The organism is Emticicia sp. (genome assembly GCF_043780375.1).
Lineage (GTDB): Bacteria > Bacteroidota > Bacteroidia > Cytophagales > Spirosomataceae > Emticicia.
In genome coordinates this window covers 35,757-55,187 of sequence record NZ_JAYWCU010000004.1, presented here as the reverse complement: position 1 = coordinate 55,187, position 19,431 = coordinate 35,757, and the positions used below count along the sequence as shown (strand labels likewise).

The following is a 19,431-nucleotide window of genomic DNA, read 5'->3' as shown; positions in this document are numbered from 1 at the left end:
AACGCATCTTTGGCTTTTGAATCTAATATTGGTGTGTTTACTCGTCCCATGGGACAAAATTAAAAAATAATCTAAACTAATTATAATGACCTACTTAGTCCAAAATAGAGAATGTTAATTGTTATTTATTTCTATATGAATATTTTTATTTTTGATGTTTTTTATGCACCCTTTTATATATGTGTTAGTGCTGGTTGCTCCAATTCAAATAAGGGCAGAAGTCTTAAAAGAAGCCATTGCGGCGTTTGGTAAACCTGAAGTTTTCAATACTGACCAAGGTAGTCACAGCAGCGGCAGACCGATTTCAAAGTCCCAAAAGACAACCAAATACTGATTTCCATGGACGGAAAAGGTAGAGCCATAGATAATATTATTGTGGAAATAATTTGGAAAAGTATCAAATATGAAGATATTTACCTAAAATCTTATCAGAATAAAACAGCGTTGCAAAAAGGCTTGGAGAAATATTTTGACTTATATAATCAAGAACGTTTTCACCAAAGTTTGAGCTATCAAACTCCTGATAAAATTTATTCGCAAGCATCCTAAGTTATCCCATTTTCCATACTAATTAACAAAAGAAAAAAAGTAGCGAAAAAAGAAAATTTTACAATAACAATAGCAAATAAACTGTGTAAACTTTTGGGTACACTATATTTTAAAGCTCTTTTATAAATCCCTATTACATTTTTTGCTACCCACTATGATACCCAAATCATTTTTTTTAGCTAAAACGCTGATTATCAACACATCCTCGAATCCGCTCGGGACCTCAAAATGCAAACGCAATCATTTGATAATCAAGTGATTGCGTTTTTTTGTTAATGCCAACAAAAAAACCTTCTATTTTTCCCAATATTATAAAGTAGCAAACTCCGAATATTGAGCTAAATCAAATATTAGTATATTTGTCGAATTATACTATTTCCAATATAATGACTCAAACCAATAACGTTTTTATTCTCACCCTTACTATTATACTTTTAGGGTTTTTATTAAAAAAATACAATTATATTACCGAAAAAGAAGGTAAAACTATTTCAAAGTTTTTGATGCATACCACTTTCCCAGCCTTGATGATTATTTCTACAGCACGAGTAAAGTTAGATGCCTCTTTATTGTTGATTCCACTGTTTTGTATTGTTTTTTGTGCCATAATGATAGCAATTGCTTGGTTTTGGTTTGCAAAATACCCCAATGATTTGCGTGGCGTACTGACAATGGGGGCAGGTGGATTGAACGTTGGGCTTTTTGGTTTTCCTATTATTGAAGGTTTATTTGGGAAAGAAGCCTTGGTTTACGCCGTCATGTTTGATATTGGCAATACCATTATTGTTTTTGGAGTCGTCTATCCAATCGGCAGTTATTTTTCTGCTAATCACAAAGGCTTGCCTGAATTTAAGCAACTCGTGAAAAAAATCTTTAGTTTGCCTCCCGTTTTAGGAATGGTTATCGGCCTATTGATTAATTTTTCATCCATCGAAATGCCTACTTTATTCTACGATTTTTTGGATGTAATGGCGAAAGCAAATAAGCCCTTAGTATTGTTATTGATGGGAATTTATCTAAGTTTTGAATTAGGCAAAAAACAAATGATGGCCATTTCAAAGGTTTTAGTCATTCGCTATTCGATTGGATTGTTGTTTGTCTTTCTTTTATATTATATTTTACCTCACGATACTCTTTTGTATAGTGTCTTAATTATTTGTGTAATTTTGCCTTCTGGATTAACAATCTTGCCATTTTCTGACGAACTGAATTATGATTCCCGCATCGCAGGAACACTCATCAATATTTCACTGCTTATTAGTTTTGTGCTAATGTGGGGCTTGGTTTTAGGGCTACATTTGAACTGAAAATGAAGTGGTAAAAACTTTAATTTTAAATTATTCATCATCCTCGTCTTCTTCACTACCCGACATTTTTGCAGGATATGGTTTTGAACCTTTCATCGAAAACCACAAGATTCGATTTAACATATTATCATTACCACGGTCAATTTTATTAAACACATATTTAATTGATTGATTCGTAAATTTCAATGCCGCACCTCTTTGAACATTAGCAGGTTTGTTCATTTCATTGAGCGGAATTAAATTTCTTTTGTGGGTAAATGGATAGTTTGTAGCTATTTTGTCAGTAAAACAATCAAACATGGGCGAGGCTGTAGCATCAATGATATTCATTGGCGGAAGTCCCAAAATTTGTTCGATAGTGCGTAGCAATGATGTTTGATTGTAATTGGTATGTACTGTTTTTTGTAGGCGTGAATAATTGCTTACAACATAACCAGTTGTGCGATAAGCACTTACGTGGTCCCAACCTGCTTGCGAGTCATCTTCACTAATAAAAATAACCGTTGAGTCAGCAAATCGGCTGTGCATAATGGCATCAACAATGCGTCCAACAGCCAAATCATTATCGGCAACCATTGCCCGTGGCGTAGGGAATTTTGGATTCATACCTGACGTATGGTCATTGGGCAACGACATTATCATTAGGTTTGGCAACTTCCCATTTGGGTCAGTCTCAGCAGCTTTTAGTTCTTTCAAAAACGCATCGGCTCGCATTTGGTCGCTGACAGATGTATCATCGCAACCAGGGAAATCTGCCGCTAAAACTGGGCGTACTCGTGAAATCGTACTGATGTTTTTGTAAGGAAAAGTTTCTCCATTTTTCTGTAATCCATATAAGTTAGTCCAATTATATTTCTCCTCATCAAATTCACAACTACATGCTTCTCCGTAGATTCTTACTGTTTTTCCGTGGTCGAGGGCATTGTTCCAAATCAAGCCTTTTTTGTTATAAACCAAAGCATCATAAAGCACGTGCGGATAACTACGAAACCACGCACGCACGCTTTTTTCGGTATAATCTGTTACCATTCCTGCACTTGCCCAATGATGTCCTTCGGCCGACGATTTACCCGAAACATGGTAATTATCCATCAACAAATATTCTCTCGCAATGCTGTGTTGATTGGGTGTAATGCTATCGCCAAAAATACAAAGTGATGGCATTCCATCACCTTCTTTCATATCGCCCAAAACTTGGTCATAAGTACGATTTTCTTTGATAATATACAATACATGCTTAAAAACCGAAGGCTCGCCAATTCGTTCGGGAACTGGCTTGGGAGCGATATTTTTTCGAGGAAGCAATTCTGCTAATTTAGCCCTTTTGTATAAACTTTGGTTTCTAACTTTTTCAGTATAAACCTTCAATTGTGCTTCATTTGGCAGCGAAATAAACGATATTGATGCCAATTGCCTGTGTGAATTATACGCTTTTTCGGCTTTGGCGGCATCATTTACCTTTGTTGCCACCCTCGCCCCGATAGCTTCAATATTGGTTATGTACAATTCATCTTTATTCAGCACAATGCCTGAAGGGTATGCCTGTGTAGGAATATAGCCTTTTACGTAACTTTGTCCAGAACCCGTGCTACTGGCATTTTTACCAAGTGAAACAACCGCTATAGCATTATCCATGCCATTGGCTACGTACAAAATTGTTCCTATATTATCCAAAGCTAAGGCATTGGGTGTACTTCCAATAAGTTTTTCATTTTCTTTGAAAAGTCCAACAAAAATTGAATCAATGACCGTCAAATTTTTAGCATCAATCACCGAAATATAATCGCTGTTTCCGTTGGCAACGTAAACAAACTTTTTGTCGGCACTTACAACTATCGCATTTGGGTGCAAACCAACATTAATTTCTTTTTGAAATTGACCCGTTTTTATATCAAAAACAGAAACTGTACCTCGTGACATTGCTCCAGTTTGTGGATTTACGTAGGCACTTCCCCAAGGCACACCAGCGGTTTCAAGTCCATCGGCAGGATTAGTTATTGGCCCTGCCCAGTTTGTTACAAATGCCTGATTATCAACAATTCTCAAGCCATACGGGGCAACACCAGTTGGTTTAGACCAAATCAATTCTTCATTGCTTACCCTCACTTTTGCCAGTTGGTTATTTCCATTTAAAACCGTGTACAAAAAAAGTTCGCCGTTTTCTTCCTGCACCGAAACTTCATTGGGTAAAGCAACTGTTGCAGGAGCTTCGGCTTTGAACGTAAACGCCTTCATAAACTTGACTTCTTTTCCATCCCAAAAGGCTTGCATCACATACGAATTAGGCGTATCTCGTCCTGCTGCTCCCCAAAAAATATAAGTTGACTCTTTAAATAATACAGTTTTTATTCCCGAAAACGAGCTCATGTTTCTTCTGTATTGCGGTGCTTGGTCGTAACTCCATCGGCTTACTAAAACATGCGTTTGCGTATTAAAAACTGCGATTCCATATCTATCTTCAACCACTACAAATGGCGAATTTGGAATCATTACCAAATCCAAACTATGGTTTTCCATATCTGAATTTCCAAAATTTATTGATTCTCCAGCACCGTCAATGATTCGATTATAAGGCATCAAATAGGGCGATTTTTCGGCAAAAAGTGTAGTATCGTCATATCTTAATGACGATTGATTGACCGAGGCATAAGTATCGCCTTTTTTGAAAGATTTGCAACTCCAAATATTGAGTAAAGCAATGGATAAAAGTATGAATAAGTAAATGCTATTTTTTCTCATGACCGAATTGTAAAGTGAATATTTTTCAAAAATAATGAATGAAAGCCAAATCTTATTTATATTGATATTAAGTAATCTTAAATAAATAGTTGATGCTCTTTTTATAATATTACAGGAAATCATTTTAAAATGACTATGATAAAATCAAAACATTTTGAAATCCATAATTTCATAGATATATTTGAATGATACAAACTAAGCCTAACCAATGACAAACTTCATCAAAACTTTGCTTATTTCAATCATAAGCCTTTCTGCTTTTTCTCAAACGATTAAACTCAAAATTCTGAAACAACCTGTTGAAGTGTTAAAAGATAAATGGGGAGTTTCGCACATTTATGCTCAAAACGAACATGATTTATTTGTAACACAAGGTTACATGGCAGCATCCGACCGATTGTTTCAGCTTGAAATGTGGCGAAGACAAGCCACAGGTACAATGGCAGAACTGCTCGGTGAACGAGAACTCAAGCGTGATATTGGCACAAGATTATTTAAGTTTCGGGGAAATCTAACTGCCGAATTGCAACATTATCATCCTCGTAGCAAACAAATCATTGAGGCTTTTGTTGAAGGAATTAATGCATACATCGCCGAAGCTCGACAAAAACCCGATGAACTTCCTTTTGAATTTAAACTACTAAATACCCTCCCTGATTTTTGGACTCCCGAAATTGTCATCAGTCGCCACCAAGGGCTTTTGGGAAATATCGAAGAAGAAATTAACAATGCCCGTTTAGTCAAAATTTTAGGTGCAGATAAAGTACGAGAATTGTCTTGGTTTCACCCAAAAAATTCGGACAACGAACCCAATTTAGAGCTTGATAAAATACTTGATAATGATGTTTTGTTTAACAATATTCTCGAATATTATGAGGCTTTTAGAGCTCCAATGAAATTTCCTAAACCCAATAATAATATTGGGTTACTTGATGGTTTTGATGATTGGTACAAAGACGAAAAAGACAATGTTGGTTCAAATAATTGGATTGTTTCGGGAAAATTGACCGAAAGCGGTTATCCGATGTTGGCAAACGACCCGCATCGGGCTCAATCTACGCCTTCATTGCGATATTGGGTACACCTCAACGCCCCAGGTTGGAATGTGATAGGCGGCGGCGAACCAACTTTACCAGGAATTTCGATTGGTCATAACGAATACGGTGCTTGGGGTTTAACAATTTTTGAAACCGACAATGAAGATTTATATGTTTACGAAATCAATCCTAAAAACCCCAATCAATATAAATATAAAGGTGTTTGGGAAAACATAAAAATCATTACTGACACGATTCAAGTAAAAGGTCAAACGCCAAAAATTGTTCAACTCAAATATACCCGACATGGACCAGTAGTATATGAAGATGAAAAAAACAATCATTTATACGCCGTTCGAGCGGGTTGGCAAGAAGTGGGGTCTGCCCCTTATTTGGCAAGTTTACGCATGAATCAAGCAAAAAACTGGAATGAGTTTCGCAAAGCATGCACATTCAGCCGCATTCCTGGTGAAAATATGATTTGGGCAGATAAAAAAGGGCATATTGGCTGGCAAGCAGTTGGTATTTCTCCGATTCGTAAAAACTGGTCGGGTTTAGTACCAGTTTCTGGCGATGGTCGCTATGAGTGGGGAGGTTATTTACCTATTAATTTGTTGCCCAATAAATTTGACCCAAGCGAGGGCTTTGTAGTTACGGCAAATAACAATTTGACACCTCCGAATTTTCCTAATAGAAATGCCATTGGCTGGAAATGGGCAAATCCTGTGCGAGCCAATCGCATTGAAGAAGTATTAACTTCGGGCAAAAAACATACATTGGCAGAATTTGCCTTGTTGCAAAGCGACTATGTTTCGCTCACAGCCCGTACTTTAGTTCCGCTTTTGCGACGCATACAAATTGAAAGCAAATACGCCAGCCTCAAAAACAAACTCGAAAATTGGGATTCATTTGAGCTGAGTCCAACGTCAACTATTGCGAGTATTTATGTTGAATGGGAAAAGCAGTTACAAAAAAATGTGCATTTATTGGCTGTTCCCGAAAAAGCCAGAAAGTACCTGAAAACAATTCCAACGAAGCTTTTAACCGATTGGCTCATTACGCCTCCGCCATTCTTTGGTGCAAATCCTTTAGTTGCTCGTGATTCTATACTTATCATTTGTTTCAAAAAAGCTATTGATAGTTTAACTATACGATTAGGCAAAGATGAAAGCCAATGGCATTATGGGCAAGCCCAAAATAAACATATAAAACTTACCCACGCAATGTCTGATTGGGTGACTGACCCCGTTTTAAAATCAAAAATTAATCTTGGTCCAATTCCACGTGGAGGTTATGGCGAAACAGTCAATAATTCGAGCAATAATTTGAATCAAACGCACGGAGCTTCGTTCAAAATAATTGTTGATACCGAAAATTGGGATAGAACTTTGGGTATCAATAACCCTGGGCAATCGGGCGACCCACGCTCCGAGCATTACGGCGATTTATTTAACCTTTGGGGAACAGGCGGCTATTTCCCTGTCTATTTCACTAAGTCTAAAATAGTGGACGTTGCTGAAAAAACTTTAGTTTTGAAGCCTTGAGATAAGAATTAAGAATTATAAAATTAACGTAACTATTTTATTATAAAGTAGTTACGTTTTTTATTTGCTTATTCAATGTAGCGTTTATAAGAAAACGCTTATCTTTGTCACAGTTCTATTTTTCATAATCCACGATTACAAAAACCGTTTCAAAAAATCATGTTTCAAATCATTCCAGCTATTGACATCATCGAAGGAAAATGCGTAAGACTCACGCAAGGTGATTATTCTCAGAAAAAAACTTATAACGAAAATCCGCTCGAAGTAGCTAAGATGTTTGAAGATGCGGGACTCAAACGCCTTCATTTGGTTGACTTGGATGGTGCAAAAAACAAGAAAATTACCAATGCAAAAGTATTAGAAACCATTGCCTCAAAAACTAATTTACATATAGATTTTGGCGGAGGAGTGCAATCGGACGATGACATTATATTGGCTTTTGATTGCGGAGCAAAGCAAATTACAGGTGGGAGTATTGCCGTTAAAAACCCTGAGTTATTTGAAGATTGGTTGAAAAGATTTGGAAGCGAGGCAATCATTTTGGGAGCCGATGCACGCAACGAAAAAATTGCTGTAAGTGGCTGGGAAGAAGATTCGGGCATTTGGGTTTATGATTTTGTAGGTGATTGGATTCGGAAAGGAGTAAAATATACAATTAGCACCGATGTTGCCAAAGATGGACTTTTACAAGGAGCTTCGGTAGATTTATACAAAAACATGCACGCACAGTTCCCTGATTTACAGGTGATTGCAAGTGGTGGAGTAAGTTCAATGCGTGACCTCGAAGACCTTGCCGAACTCAATATTTTTGGTGTAATCGTTGGCAAAGCATTCTATGAAGGTCGAATTACCTTGAAAGAAATTGAAAAGAGGTTTTTATGATTTACGAATTAAAAAAAATGTTGCAAATTGGTCGCCCAAATATTTATTCGGAACATCGCCCGATTGTTTACTGATAATTACTCACTGAAAAAATGCTCACAAAAAGAATCATTCCTTGTTTAGATATTAAAGACGGACGAACCGTAAAAGGCACAAACTTTGTCAATCTTCGTGATGCAGGCGACCCCGTAGAATTGGGAGCAGAATATGCCCGCCAAGGTGCCGATGAATTGGTGTTTTTGGACATAACAGCTACCGTAGAAGAACGCAAAACACTACTCGATTTAGTTAGACGAGTAGCTCATACAATCAATATTCCTTTTTGTGTAGGTGGCGGTATCGGCTCGGTTGCCGATGTTTCAAAATTACTCAACGCAGGTGCCGACAAAGTTTCTATTAATTCTTCTGCAGTGCGTAACCATCAGCTAATCAATGAGTTAGCTCTCGAATTTGGATCGCAATGTATTGTTGTAGCAATTGATACAAGATATATTGAGTATGGAAATGGTTTTCAACACATTGTTCATACGCATGGCGGACGTAAGCCTACCGAACTAAAAACAATCGAATGGGCAAAAGAAGTAGAAGAGCGTGGAGCAGGTGAGATATTGCTTACTTCAATGGACACCGATGGCACAAAAGCAGGCTTTGCCATTGAACTTACAGCAGAGATTTCTGACAATTCAAACATACCTATTATTGCTTCGGGCGGGGCTGGAACGATGGAGCATTTTTATGACGTTTTCACCACTGGAAAAGCCGATGCAGGTTTGGCAGCAAGTATTTTTCACTTCAAGGAAATTGGTATTCCTGATTTGAAGAATTATTTGAAAAATAAAGGCATTCCGATGCGAATTTAGGTTGAACTTACAACCAAATTTTCAAGAATCAATGCCAAATCATGTGCTTCGCATTTCCATTCCATTTGAGTAATTTTCATGGGGGCAAAAAAGTATAAAATTGGGTTTTGGTACGAACTTAAAAGCCCTGCGATAAAATAGGTATTGAGTTCTGAACGGTTCGCCGTGCGATTCTGAACCGTTTGCCGTCCGATTCTGAACGGTTCGCCGTGCGATTCTGAATTGTTGGTCGTGTGATTTTTAATCCCACAAAGTTTCATCAAAGACGTTTCTAAAATTACTTTGGCAATCTCAATTTTCTCATTATCAAGCAGTTCTCTTGTTTTTTGAATCAATTTCTCTCGGCATACTTCTAATTTTTTTACTTCAAAATCTCCCAAAAGTCGGGCATAATGATAAATAATTAGTGGCGTTGTAGCATAATTGTGAGCCACTTTAAAAGCATCTGTTATGTATTCTTCTCGTAAAATAACTTCTCGCAGAAATGTAAAAACAGCCTCGTCATACTCGTTATAAGGCAATTGATGTTTTTCAAACAAATACATTAAGTTACACAAAGCACATACATCAAACTCAATCGGCATATTTTTACCAAACCAAGTGGAGTAAATTCCCCCTCTGGAGGTTAGTGCGACCGACGCTTCGGGGCTTGTATGCAATTTTAACTTTTCTTTCAACCAAACAACATCTTCTTTCGAGTGGGGCAAAGTTAAATAAAGCAAAGCTGTATCATCAATATCATCGGGGATTCTGAAATGGTCTAAACGCTTAAATATAAATCCGTTAGGGAAATGATTAGTGGGTTTTGTTTGCCAAAAATTATACGTTTTCAAACCATCTTTGTTTTGAAAATCGGGATAGTTCTTAATAGCTTTTTGGGTAATATCTTCAACAATAGCTTGTGATTTTTTAGAAACTTTGTGCTTAATTTGATTCAAGATAAAAACAATCGTAGCGGTATAAAAAATATTTGTATCGGGGCGTTTGTAGAATAAATATTTGTTTTGTCGATGCGATGGAAAAATCCCTTGGGGAAAGAATTTATCGCCCCGTGACTGGCACGAAGCGATGCTTTCAATTAAAATATCAATATAATTTTCAATGTCATTTGCCATGTAACAAATCTATACTTTCAAGACTAATTTTCCTGTATTTTCACCTTTAAAAAGTTTCATTAAAGTATCTGGGAATGCCTTTACTCCACCTTCAGCAACGAAAACTTTTGAATTTAGCTTTCCTTGAGCAATCCAACCTGCCATTTCTTTGATGGCTTTTCCGTAATTGGCAGCATTGTCGAAAACTACAATTCCTTCCATTCTAGCACGATTAACCAAAAGTGCTAAATAATTACCTGGTCCAACTGGTTTTGCAGTCGCATTATATTGCGAAATCGCTCCACAAATCACTATTCTTGCACGAAGATTGATTAGTCCCAAAACAGTATCTAAAATTTCACCACCAACATTGTCAAAATAAACATCTATACCATCAGGAGAAGCTTCTTTGAGTTGCTTTCGCAAATCTCCTTCTTTATAATCTACGCACGCATCAAAGCCTAATTCTTCAACTACGTACTTACATTTATCTGCTCCACCTGCAATGCCAACTACTCGGCAACCTTTAATTTTGGCAATTTGTCCAACAACGCTTCCCACAGCACCTGCAGCTCCCGAAACTACTACGGTTTCGCCTTCTTTTGGCTGTCCAGTATCCAAAATACCAAAGTAGGCTGTCAAGCCAGACATACCCAAAGTTCCTAAATAAGCAGGCAGTGGCACAAAGTTTGTATCAACTTTAACTGCTTCTTTTCCATCTAAAACCACATATTCTTGTACGCCCGTTCCAGCCGTTACAAAATCACCTGCCTTAAAATCAGGATGCTTCGATTCTACTATAACCCCTGCCCCCAAAGCACGCATCACTTCACCAATTCTTACAGGGCGAATATACGATTTTCCCTCATTCATCCAACCTCTCATGGCAGGGTCAATTGACAAATACTGAGTTTTTATAAGTACCTGACTATCAGCCAATTCTGGCGTTTCTGTTTCTTCGATTTGCCAACATTCTGCTGTGGGTAAACCCACTGGGCGAGCAATCAAATTTACTTGTGTATTTTTCATTTTGGATTGATAGTTTTATAACAAATAAAGTTTGTAGTACAGATGGCGAAATTAAGTCAAATTTCTTGAAAAATAGTATGCGTGCATAAAAATATACTATGATTATGCGAATTACGGGTTTAAAGTATAATTATTTTAAGATAACTTGACTCAAATTGTATTATTTTAATTTTTAGCAAAAAAAGACAGAGTGGGGTAAAAAATGGTTTGAAAGATATGCAAAAACCTATCAAACTTATCACTTTGTACACCCACATCTGTGAGTCTTACAAAAACGAACTTCAATGGGAAGTTAAGCGTTTTAGCCCTAACGGTAATATTGGACAAATAACCGATGAGGAGTTATTAACTATCTATTTATTTTGTACAATGTATGAACAAAAAACGACTAAAAGAGCCATGTATGAACATATTATAGATTATTGGCACTCATGGTTTCCTGCTTTACCCAGCTATAAAAATTTTAGTGTCCGACTAAATAACTTAGTTGAAGCATTCCAATTACTCCTATCTTTATCAATGGAAGAATTTGAACTTTCTGCCGATAAAATACCTATTTTAATAGGAGATTCAATGCCTGTGATAACCTGTTCCCACAAAAGGAGGGCAAGGGTAGCCCCAGATTTAGCGGATAAAAGCTATTGTGCAACTAAAAATTTGCATTATTTTGGTGTAAAAATCCATGCTTTAAATTTGCATCGAAAAACACAACTACCTTTTCCTGTCAAAATAGGAATTACCCCTGCTTCCGCACCTGATATAACTACTTTACGACCCGTTTTAGAAGTCACCCATGTGCAAGCTGTCTTTTTAGATAAAGCCTATTGTGATAAAAACCTAAAACTAAAAATGAAACAAAATGAAAATGAATTACTCACTCCAATTAAAAAAATGAAAGGTGTTTCAGCAGCATTAAACCAATTTGATAAAGCCGCTAATGATTTGTTTTCAACAGCAGTTTCAACAATTAGACAACCAATAGAGTCCTTTTTTAATTGGATTCAAGAGAAAACCAAGATTCAAATAGCATCCAAGGTTAGGTCAAAAAGTGGATTATTAGTACATATCTATGCTAAATTAGTCGCTTCTGTTTTAATGTTACTTCAATTCTAATGGAAAAACTGATAGTTTAGTTTTTTTGTTATACTAAAAATAAAAATAATGCAAGTATTAACCCGTAATTCGCATTATGATTATAATGATTTACTAGATTAGCCAAAATGTCATAGGCTTTAATATATAATTGTAAGAAGGACTTCAAAAAGAGTTTGTATAAAATTTGTTGAAAAAAGATACGCTTGTTCATAAAACCAATAATAAATTCTTGCAACTACGCCAAATAAAAGGTTAATTTTGCAAGACTCTCAAATTGGGTAGAAAAGAAAATGAAAAATATTTTAACCATATTAAGCATTGTTTACCTTTCTTTAGGTAAAATTTATGCTCAAGAAGGAGCGGTTTCTGAATCGATTCAAATTGGCTCTTTAGTGCCTAATTTCAATATAAATATTTTGACGAAAGAAGGAATCGTAAAAAAAAATATTAACGATTATAGAGGAAAAGTAGTCATTTTAGAGTTTTGGGCAACCTTCTGTGGCCCATGTTTGCCCGCAATGGATCATTTGGCTAATTTACAATCCAAATTTCAAAAAGATTTAGAAGTTATCAATATTACTGATGAAGAACGTTGGAAAGTTGTTAGTTTTCTAAAAAAACACCCTACTTTTTTAACAATTGGACTTGATACAGACAAATCAATTAACCAAATATTCTATCATCAATTGATGCCCCATACCATTATTATTGACCCGCAAGGCTATATCAAAGCCATCACTTCGCCCGAAGAAGTAACTGAAGATGTGATTTATTTGGCGAAAAGTGGGGCAATTTTGGCAGTAAAAACAAAAGCCGAATTTGTTGTTAAAAACGAAAATGCAACTGCTATGACCACGACACTGGCCGAAGATAAAAGTTTTTATAAGGTGGCGGTCTCTCCGTACAAAGAAGGCACTCAATCACAAATCAATAAAAAATCTAATTTTGAGTATGAGTTTATCAACTGTACTGTGCCGCTGATGTACCAAATACTTTATCAAACTACTCTTTCAAATTCGAATGATAGAGCTTGTTTGGAGGTTTCGGAACAAACAAAGTATTTGTTGGACGAAAAGCAACAATATAGTATGACCATTAGAGTACCTGAGCTTATGAAGCATCGTTTGGGCGAAATTGGCATGAAGCTTTTGGAGGATATTTTTTCGGTAAAATCTACCAATGAAACCCGCACCCGAAAAGTTTATGCTCTAATAACCGATAATGCTATTTCGCCCATCACCACAAGCGGTGCAGGAATAGATATGCCTTTAAAAGATTTTTTGAAACTCCTTTGGGATACCAAATTGGTCGATATGCCTATCATAAACGAGAGTAATAGTGCCAATACAAGCGTTGTTTGGATAATTGATTTTCCGAAAGAAGTATCGAAAGTGCAAGAAAGTATTCAGAAAATGGGTTTCAAATTAGAGCCAAAAACCACCGAAACAGCATGTTTGGTGTTACATGAAGATAAATCGGGAAATTAGCAAAAAAATAGTAGAAGATTTTTGAAAAACAAATTTCAATTTTGTACCTTTGCAACCCGAAAAAGAAATAAGAAGATAATAAATATACAAAACAATGGCTAAGAAAGGCAATCGTGTACAAGTAATATTAGAGTGTACTGTACAAAAAACAAGCGGTGTAGCGGGTATGTCTCGTTACGTAACAACTAAAAACCGTAAAAATACAACAGGTCGTATGGAATTGAAAAAATACAATTCATTTTTGAAAGTTCATACCCTACACAAAGAAATTAAATAATTTTGAAATTTGAGGCAATGATAAAAAACATATTTTTATATCGTATCTCAAATCTCGTATCTCAAATCTAATTAGACAATGGCAAAGAAAGTAGTCGCTACACTTCGTGATAAAACGGCAGGTAAAAGTTTCGCAAAGGTTATTAAAGCCGTGAAATCGCCTAAAACTGGTGCTTACTCTTTCAAGGAAGAGATGGTTCCAATGGAAGAATTGCAAAATGCTTTGAAAGTATAGTTTTGCAAAAAGATATTTAAAAAAGCCTTCTTGACGATTCAAGAAGGCTTTTTTGGCTTACGCAAACTCTCTAACAACCTTCATTATTTGGTCCACATCAACACTATTCGCTTGCCAGTATTCTAGTCGCTTGTTCATTATTTTGAACCAAAGTGGCGGCACAAGCGAAATCAGTATCATCATTGTATAACCATAAGGCAACTGCGGACTTTCATCAAAATGACGTAAAACTTGGTAAGGTCGTGAGGCATAAGCATGATGGTCGGAATGACGTTGAAGATGAAAAAGCATCAGATTACTATAAAAATGATTGGCATTCCATGAGTGAAGCGGATTGACTCGTTCGTACTTTCCCTCAGAAATTTCTCGGCGAACAATGCCATAATGCTCGATATAATTGACACATTCTAAAGAAAGAATAGCGATTATACTCTGAACCACAAAAAACAAAGGCACAATCCATTCAAATTTGCCTGATATTCTACTAAAAATCAAGGTCAAAACTCCACAAAGCAGAAGGGGTAAAATTACTGCCCAAATCATTTCATTTTGCAGATTCCACATTGTTTTCCCTTTCTTTTCAAGTAATTTTTTCTCAATATTCCAAGCACTCTCGAAGCCTCCCACTAAAGTTTGTTTCCAAAAAGAAAAAATTGTTTGGTTTTTTTTGGCAGTGGCTGGGTCGAGTGGCGTAGCAACATGCACATGATGCCCACGGTTATGTTCCACAATAAAGTACATATAACACACTGATAATAAAGCAATTCGAGAATGAAACTGTGCAATCGGGCTTACCCGATGCCCCAACTCATGAGCTACATTGATAATAGTTGAAGCATAAACACCTTGACTGAGCATTAGACCAACAACTTGCCACCAAGTGAGGGCATCATGGGTGAGTATGTAACAACACCAAGCCAACATAAAATATTGAATATAAACGTGCGAATAGACCAAAACATCGAAATAGCGGTCTTTAATGAGCTTTTCATATTCTACGGCACTGGCATTTTGTGAATCTCGGTTAACCAATTCGTCAAGTATCGGTACGAGTAAATAAGCGTAAAAAAACACGAAAAATGTCCAATTGTGGCTAATATAATAATACCCCAACAGAAGCAAGGCAATAAATGAGTAGCCCCAAGCAAAGCCTATTTTTTTTCTAATATCCATTATTTCATAATTTAATCTTAATTTTTTTAAGCTATCCTACACAAATCTTGTAATTTTGTTTCAAATATCCAAAAAATAAGAATTGATTATATTGATAATCAAGCATTTACAACACCTATCTGTAGGAAGTAGCGTCTATTGAATCTATAAAAACTATGAACGAATTTTTTATTTATCTCCAACTTGGTTATAAACATATTACCGATTTTAATGGGTACGACCACATACTTTTTGTAGTAGCTTTATGTGCGATTTACCGAATAACCGACTGGCAGAAAATCTTATATTTGGTTACGGCATTCACAATTGGGCATTCTGTTACGCTTGCTTTGGCGGCTCTAAAAATAATTGATTATAGCACCAACTTTATCGAATTTTTGATTCCTGTAACAATCATCATTACTTGTTTTTCTAATTTTTTTCATAGAAGTACCGAAAGTATATTGTTTCCTGAGCAATTTTCGCCTTCCCGCTATTTTTTGGCTTTGGGCTTTGGCTTAATTCATGGTTTAGGGTTTTCAAATTATTTACGCAGTTTATTGGGCAAAGACCAAAATATTATTCCTCAATTATTGGCTTTCAATATTGGTCTTGAACTGGGTCAATTGGTTATTGTTAGTATGGCTATTGGTCTTTCTTTCTTGCTATTAGAAGGTTTCAAAGTAAAGAAGCATTCTTGGAATCTCATACTTTCGGCTTTTGTGGCTGGTGTGGCGTTTAAGTTAATGATGGAAAAATGGTGTTTTTAAACTTATTCCAAATGACTCGACCCATGTGATAATCAATAAATATTTTTCCTTATCTTCGCATAAACAAAACTTCATCAAATACATGAAAAAACAGTCTATTTTTACCATTTTTATTCTCCATTTTGCTTTATTAGCTATTGCACAACGACCAGCAGCTACAACCGAGTATAATTCAAATACTCGTTTCGAGCAAATGGGTACTTCTTTGCCAACTCCTAATACTTTTCGCACAGCGGCGGGGAGTCCAGGAAAGGATTATTGGCAACAAAAAGCCGATTATGACATCAAAGCTGAGTTAGACGATTCAAAACAATCAATTACAGCAACTGAAAAAATCACTTATACCAACAATGCCCCCGAAGAACTAAGGTATTTGTGGCTACAACTCGACCAAAATCTTTTTGCTAAAAATTCAACAAGTAGCACTTCTCGTCAGTCGGCACTTAACCCAACTACTGGAGCAAGTTTTAATACACTTGGAACAATGGCAGGTGCAAATGAAAAAGATTATGGTTATAAAATTTCGGCCGTAAAAGATGTTTTGGGAAAAGACTTGAAATATACCATCAACGAAACAATGATGCGTGTCGATTTGCCAACACCTTTGGCGAAAGGCATGACTTTCACGCTTCAAGTAGATTGGAAATTTAATATCATTGACCTAAAATCGGTTGGTGGAAGAAGTGGTTTTGAGCTTTTCCCGAAAGACGGCAACATATTATATGAAATTGCTCAATGGTTTCCTCGCATGGCAGTTTATGATGATGTAAATGGATGGCAACACAAGCAATTTTTGGGTCAAGGTGAGTTTACTTTGGTTTTTGGTGATTATAAATTAGCATTAACTGTACCTAATGATATGATTGTTGGTGCAACTGGCGAACTACAAAATGCCAAAGATGTGCTAACAGCTACGCAAATCAAGCGTTGGGAACAAGCAAAAAACACCAAAAATCCAATTGCGATTGTTACGCAAGAAGAAGCAGAAGCTGCCGAAAAGGGAAAGCCAACAGGCAAGAAAACTTGGATTTATGTTGCCAAAAATGTGCGTGATTTTGCGTTTGCAGCCTCTCGAAAATTTATCTGGGATGCCATGCAAGTTGATGTTGAAGGCAAAAAAGTTTGGGCAATGTCGCTTTATCCAAAAGAAGCAAATCCACTTTGGGGGCAATATTCAACTCGCTTAGTGGCACACACTTTGACCAGTTATTCAAAACGTTCGGTAGCCTACCCTTACCCTGTTGCCTATTCGGTGCATGGCTCGGTTGGAGGTATGGAATATCCAATGATGAGTTTCAATGGTGCAAGACCTGAGGCAGATGGAACGTATTCAGAAGGGACAAAAAACTTTTTGATTTCAGTAGTAATTCATGAAGTTGGACATAATTTTTTTCCGATGATAGTCAATTCTGACGAGCGTCAATGGTCGTGGATGGATGAAGGTTTGAATACATTTTTAGAAAGTTTATCTTGCTTAGAATGGGACAGAAACTTTCCTGCCAACGGTATAGAGCCTCAATCTATTGTTGGCTATATGAAAATTGATGCAACTAAGCAAAATTCCATTATGAGTAGTTCGGACAATATTTTACCCGGAACTTTTGGTCCAAATGCTTACTCAAAACCTGCTACCGGACTAAATATTTTGCGTGAAAGTGTCATGGGACGTGAGCTTTTCGATTATGCTTTCAAAGAATACGCTCGTCGTTGGGCTTTTAAATCACCAACACCTGCCGACTTTTTCCGTACAATGGAAGATGCTTCTGGCGTTGATTTAGATTGGTTCTGGAAAGGTTGGTTCTACGGCGTTGAGCCAGCCGACCAAGCAATTGCCAACGTAGAATGGTACGGAATTGATAGTCAAGATCCCACCAAACAAAAAGCAACAGCCAAAGCTGATGCAGCAGAAAAAGCACAAACTTTGAGCAATATCAGGAACAAAACCGATATCAAAGAAACCGTTGTGGAAGCTGACCCAACAATGAAGGATTTTTATAATACCTATGACAAATATGCTGTAACTGATGGCGACAAGAAAAAATATGAGCAATATTTGGCAACTTTGGGCGAAGATGATAAAAAACTAATCGAAGAAGGCAAGAACTTTTATGTGGTAAATCTGAAAAATAAAGGTGGCTTGATAATGCCAATCATTATCAAAATGGTATTTGAAGATGGCACGAGTAAAGATGTGCGTATTCCAGCAGAAATTTGGCGTTTGAATGACAAAGAGGTTAAGAAAACATTGGTTACAACTAAAAAAGTATCCAAATTCAAACTTGATCCTTATCACGAAATTCCTGATATTGATACATCCGACAATACTTTTCCGAAAGAGCCAGAGCAACCGACTCGTTTTCAAGCATTTAAACAAGCAGGTTTTGGCCGTGGAGGCAGTGGTTCAAACCCAATGCAAGAAGCATTGAAAAATAAACCTGCTGGTACGCAGACGAGTGGGGAGAAGAAATAAAAAATTTCAGTAAAATTTCTTAATTTTAACGGTGAAGTCATTTGAAAGACTTCACCGTTTTTTTGTACAAAAAATTAATAACCATCATGCAAACCCTAAAACTAACAATCGAAAACCATATTGCTCATGTAACAATCAATCGCCCAGAAAAAGCTAATGCTTTGAACCAAATCGCTTGGGACGAAATTACTGAAGTTTTTGAATATCTTGACGAAAATCCAGAAGTGCGAGTGGTGATTTTGGAAGGTGGCGAAAGCAAACATTTCTGTGCAGGAATTGATTTGAGTTTGCTGATGTCGGTTTCGCAAACAAATATTGCTTGCGATGCTCGCCGACGTGAGCGAGTTCGTAAAGATGTTTTTCGCTTGCAAGCACCTATCAATGCCATTGAAAATTGCTCAAAACCAGTTTTGGTTGCCATTCACGGCGGTTGTATTGGCGGCGGAATTGATTTGGTTTGTGCTTGTGATATGCGTTATTGCACCGATGATGCCTATTTTACTATCAAAGAAATTGATATGGGAATGGTAGCAGATTTAGGAACTTTGCAGCGTTTGCCAAAGCTAATCGGTGATGGGTTAGTGCGAGAAATGGCTTATACGGGCAGAAATGTAGAAGGACAAGAAGCCGAGAAAATCGGAATCGTTAATCGTTCTTATGAAAGTAAAGAAAAAATGTTGGAAGAAGTAATGAAAATCGCAGCAACTATTGCCTCAAAATCACCTTTGTCGATTCGTGGAACAAAGCATATTTTGCTACATACTCGTGACCATTCGGTAGCTGACGGACTCAACTATATGGCAACATGGAATGCTGCCATGTTACTATCAAGTGATTTACAAGAAGCATTTTCCGCTAAAATGCAAAAGCGTGAGACAAACTTTGAAGATTAAAAAAATAGCCTC

At 36.7% G+C, this 19,431-nt stretch carries 17 protein-coding genes; 13 read left to right on the top strand and 4 right to left on the bottom strand.

Translation table 11 applies throughout. The annotated features are described in order from the left end of the window. Nucleotides 1-163 precede the first annotated feature (163 nt). The 3 genes from ACH2CJ_RS00470 to ACH2CJ_RS00460 all read left to right on the top strand — a co-directional run bounded on the left by ACH2CJ_RS00470 (nucleotide 164) and on the right by ACH2CJ_RS00460 (nucleotide 1,856). A complete protein-coding gene (locus ACH2CJ_RS00470) occupies nucleotides 164-334 on the top strand; it encodes a hypothetical protein (protein WP_394990098.1) in 171 nt (56 codons plus the stop codon). Between the two features lie 5 nt (nucleotides 335-339). Continuing rightward, complete coding sequence (locus ACH2CJ_RS00465) at nucleotides 340-549, top strand: integrase core domain-containing protein (protein WP_394990097.1); 210 nt, start codon at nucleotides 340-342, stop codon at nucleotides 547-549. Between the two features lie 386 nt (nucleotides 550-935). Continuing rightward, the gene (locus ACH2CJ_RS00460) at nucleotides 936-1,856 is read left to right on the top strand and encodes an AEC family transporter (protein WP_394990096.1); all 921 of its coding nucleotides are present in this window, start codon (nucleotides 936-938) and stop codon (nucleotides 1,854-1,856) included. Nucleotides 1,857-1,886: 30 nt separating this feature from the next. Here the strand turns inward: ACH2CJ_RS00460 and ACH2CJ_RS00455 are convergent, their stop codons facing one another. Beyond that, nucleotides 1,887-4,595, bottom strand: coding sequence for a bifunctional YncE family protein/alkaline phosphatase family protein (locus tag ACH2CJ_RS00455; protein WP_394990095.1), 2,709 nt, complete (start codon nucleotides 4,593-4,595; stop codon nucleotides 1,887-1,889). A 208-nt stretch (nucleotides 4,596-4,803) separates the two neighbouring features. Here ACH2CJ_RS00455 and ACH2CJ_RS00450 point away from each other — a divergent pair, with 208 nt between their 5' ends. The 3 genes from ACH2CJ_RS00450 to hisF all read left to right on the top strand — a co-directional run bounded on the left by ACH2CJ_RS00450 (nucleotide 4,804) and on the right by hisF (nucleotide 8,918). Further along, on the top strand, nucleotides 4,804-7,176 hold the full coding sequence (locus tag ACH2CJ_RS00450; RefSeq protein WP_394990094.1) for a penicillin acylase family protein: 2,373 nt from the start codon (nucleotides 4,804-4,806) through the stop codon (nucleotides 7,174-7,176). A 159-nt stretch (nucleotides 7,177-7,335) separates the two neighbouring features. Further along, on the top strand, nucleotides 7,336-8,058 hold the full coding sequence (gene hisA, locus ACH2CJ_RS00445; RefSeq protein ID WP_394990093.1) for a 1-(5-phosphoribosyl)-5-[(5-phosphoribosylamino)methylideneamino]imidazole-4-carboxamide isomerase: 723 nt from the start codon (nucleotides 7,336-7,338) through the stop codon (nucleotides 8,056-8,058). A gap of 92 nt (nucleotides 8,059-8,150) precedes the next feature. After that, nucleotides 8,151-8,918, top strand: a complete 768-nt coding sequence (gene hisF / locus ACH2CJ_RS00440; RefSeq protein WP_394990092.1) for an imidazole glycerol phosphate synthase subunit HisF — start codon at nucleotides 8,151-8,153, stop codon at nucleotides 8,916-8,918. On the opposite strand, the gene ACH2CJ_RS00435 is transcribed toward hisF, so the two are convergent. Both ACH2CJ_RS00435 and ACH2CJ_RS00430 read right to left on the bottom strand, forming a co-directional pair. Continuing rightward, nucleotides 8,915-10,033 carry a hypothetical protein gene (locus ACH2CJ_RS00435; protein WP_394990091.1) on the bottom strand — a complete coding sequence of 373 codons (1,119 nt, stop codon included), beginning with the start codon at nucleotides 10,031-10,033 and terminating at the stop codon, nucleotides 8,915-8,917. The two genes, hisF and ACH2CJ_RS00435, sit on opposite strands and share 4 nt — an antisense overlap. A gap of 9 nt (nucleotides 10,034-10,042) precedes the next feature. Beyond that, on the bottom strand, nucleotides 10,043-11,041 hold the full coding sequence (locus tag ACH2CJ_RS00430; RefSeq protein ID WP_394990090.1) for an NADP-dependent oxidoreductase: 999 nt from the start codon (nucleotides 11,039-11,041) through the stop codon (nucleotides 10,043-10,045). 216 nt (nucleotides 11,042-11,257) lie between these two features. Between ACH2CJ_RS00430 and ACH2CJ_RS00425 the strand changes: the two genes are divergently transcribed. The 4 genes from ACH2CJ_RS00425 to ACH2CJ_RS00410 all read left to right on the top strand — a co-directional run bounded on the left by ACH2CJ_RS00425 (nucleotide 11,258) and on the right by ACH2CJ_RS00410 (nucleotide 14,134). Continuing rightward, nucleotides 11,258-12,154, top strand: coding sequence for a transposase (locus ACH2CJ_RS00425; RefSeq protein ID WP_394990089.1), 897 nt, complete (start codon nucleotides 11,258-11,260; stop codon nucleotides 12,152-12,154). 272 nt (nucleotides 12,155-12,426) lie between these two features. Further along, nucleotides 12,427-13,623, top strand: coding sequence for a TlpA disulfide reductase family protein (locus ACH2CJ_RS00420; protein ID WP_394990088.1), 1,197 nt, complete (start codon nucleotides 12,427-12,429; stop codon nucleotides 13,621-13,623). Nucleotides 13,624-13,717: 94 nt separating this feature from the next. Further along, entirely contained in the window at nucleotides 13,718-13,900 is a 183-nt protein-coding gene (gene rpmG / locus ACH2CJ_RS00415) for a 50S ribosomal protein L33 (RefSeq protein WP_394990087.1), read from the top strand. Between the two features lie 78 nt (nucleotides 13,901-13,978). Then, a complete protein-coding gene (locus tag ACH2CJ_RS00410; RefSeq protein WP_394990086.1) occupies nucleotides 13,979-14,134 on the top strand; it encodes a DUF4295 domain-containing protein in 156 nt (51 codons plus the stop codon). Between the two features lie 57 nt (nucleotides 14,135-14,191). Here the strand turns inward: ACH2CJ_RS00410 and ACH2CJ_RS00405 are convergent, their stop codons facing one another. Beyond that, the gene (locus ACH2CJ_RS00405) at nucleotides 14,192-15,307 is read right to left on the bottom strand and encodes an alkane 1-monooxygenase (protein ID WP_394990085.1); all 1,116 of its coding nucleotides are present in this window, start codon (nucleotides 15,305-15,307) and stop codon (nucleotides 14,192-14,194) included. 155 nt (nucleotides 15,308-15,462) lie between these two features. On the opposite strand from ACH2CJ_RS00405, the gene ACH2CJ_RS00400 reads away from it, so the two are divergent. The 3 genes from ACH2CJ_RS00400 to ACH2CJ_RS00390 all read left to right on the top strand — a co-directional run bounded on the left by ACH2CJ_RS00400 (nucleotide 15,463) and on the right by ACH2CJ_RS00390 (nucleotide 19,419). Then, on the top strand, nucleotides 15,463-16,056 hold the full coding sequence (locus ACH2CJ_RS00400) for a HupE/UreJ family protein (RefSeq protein ID WP_394990084.1): 594 nt from the start codon (nucleotides 15,463-15,465) through the stop codon (nucleotides 16,054-16,056). Between the two features lie 82 nt (nucleotides 16,057-16,138). After that, the gene (locus tag ACH2CJ_RS00395) at nucleotides 16,139-18,526 is read left to right on the top strand and encodes a M1 family metallopeptidase (protein WP_394990083.1); all 2,388 of its coding nucleotides are present in this window, start codon (nucleotides 16,139-16,141) and stop codon (nucleotides 18,524-18,526) included. Nucleotides 18,527-18,612: 86 nt separating this feature from the next. Then, the gene (locus ACH2CJ_RS00390; protein WP_394990082.1) at nucleotides 18,613-19,419 is read left to right on the top strand and encodes a crotonase/enoyl-CoA hydratase family protein; all 807 of its coding nucleotides are present in this window, start codon (nucleotides 18,613-18,615) and stop codon (nucleotides 19,417-19,419) included. Nucleotides 19,420-19,431: the final 12 nt, after the last annotated feature.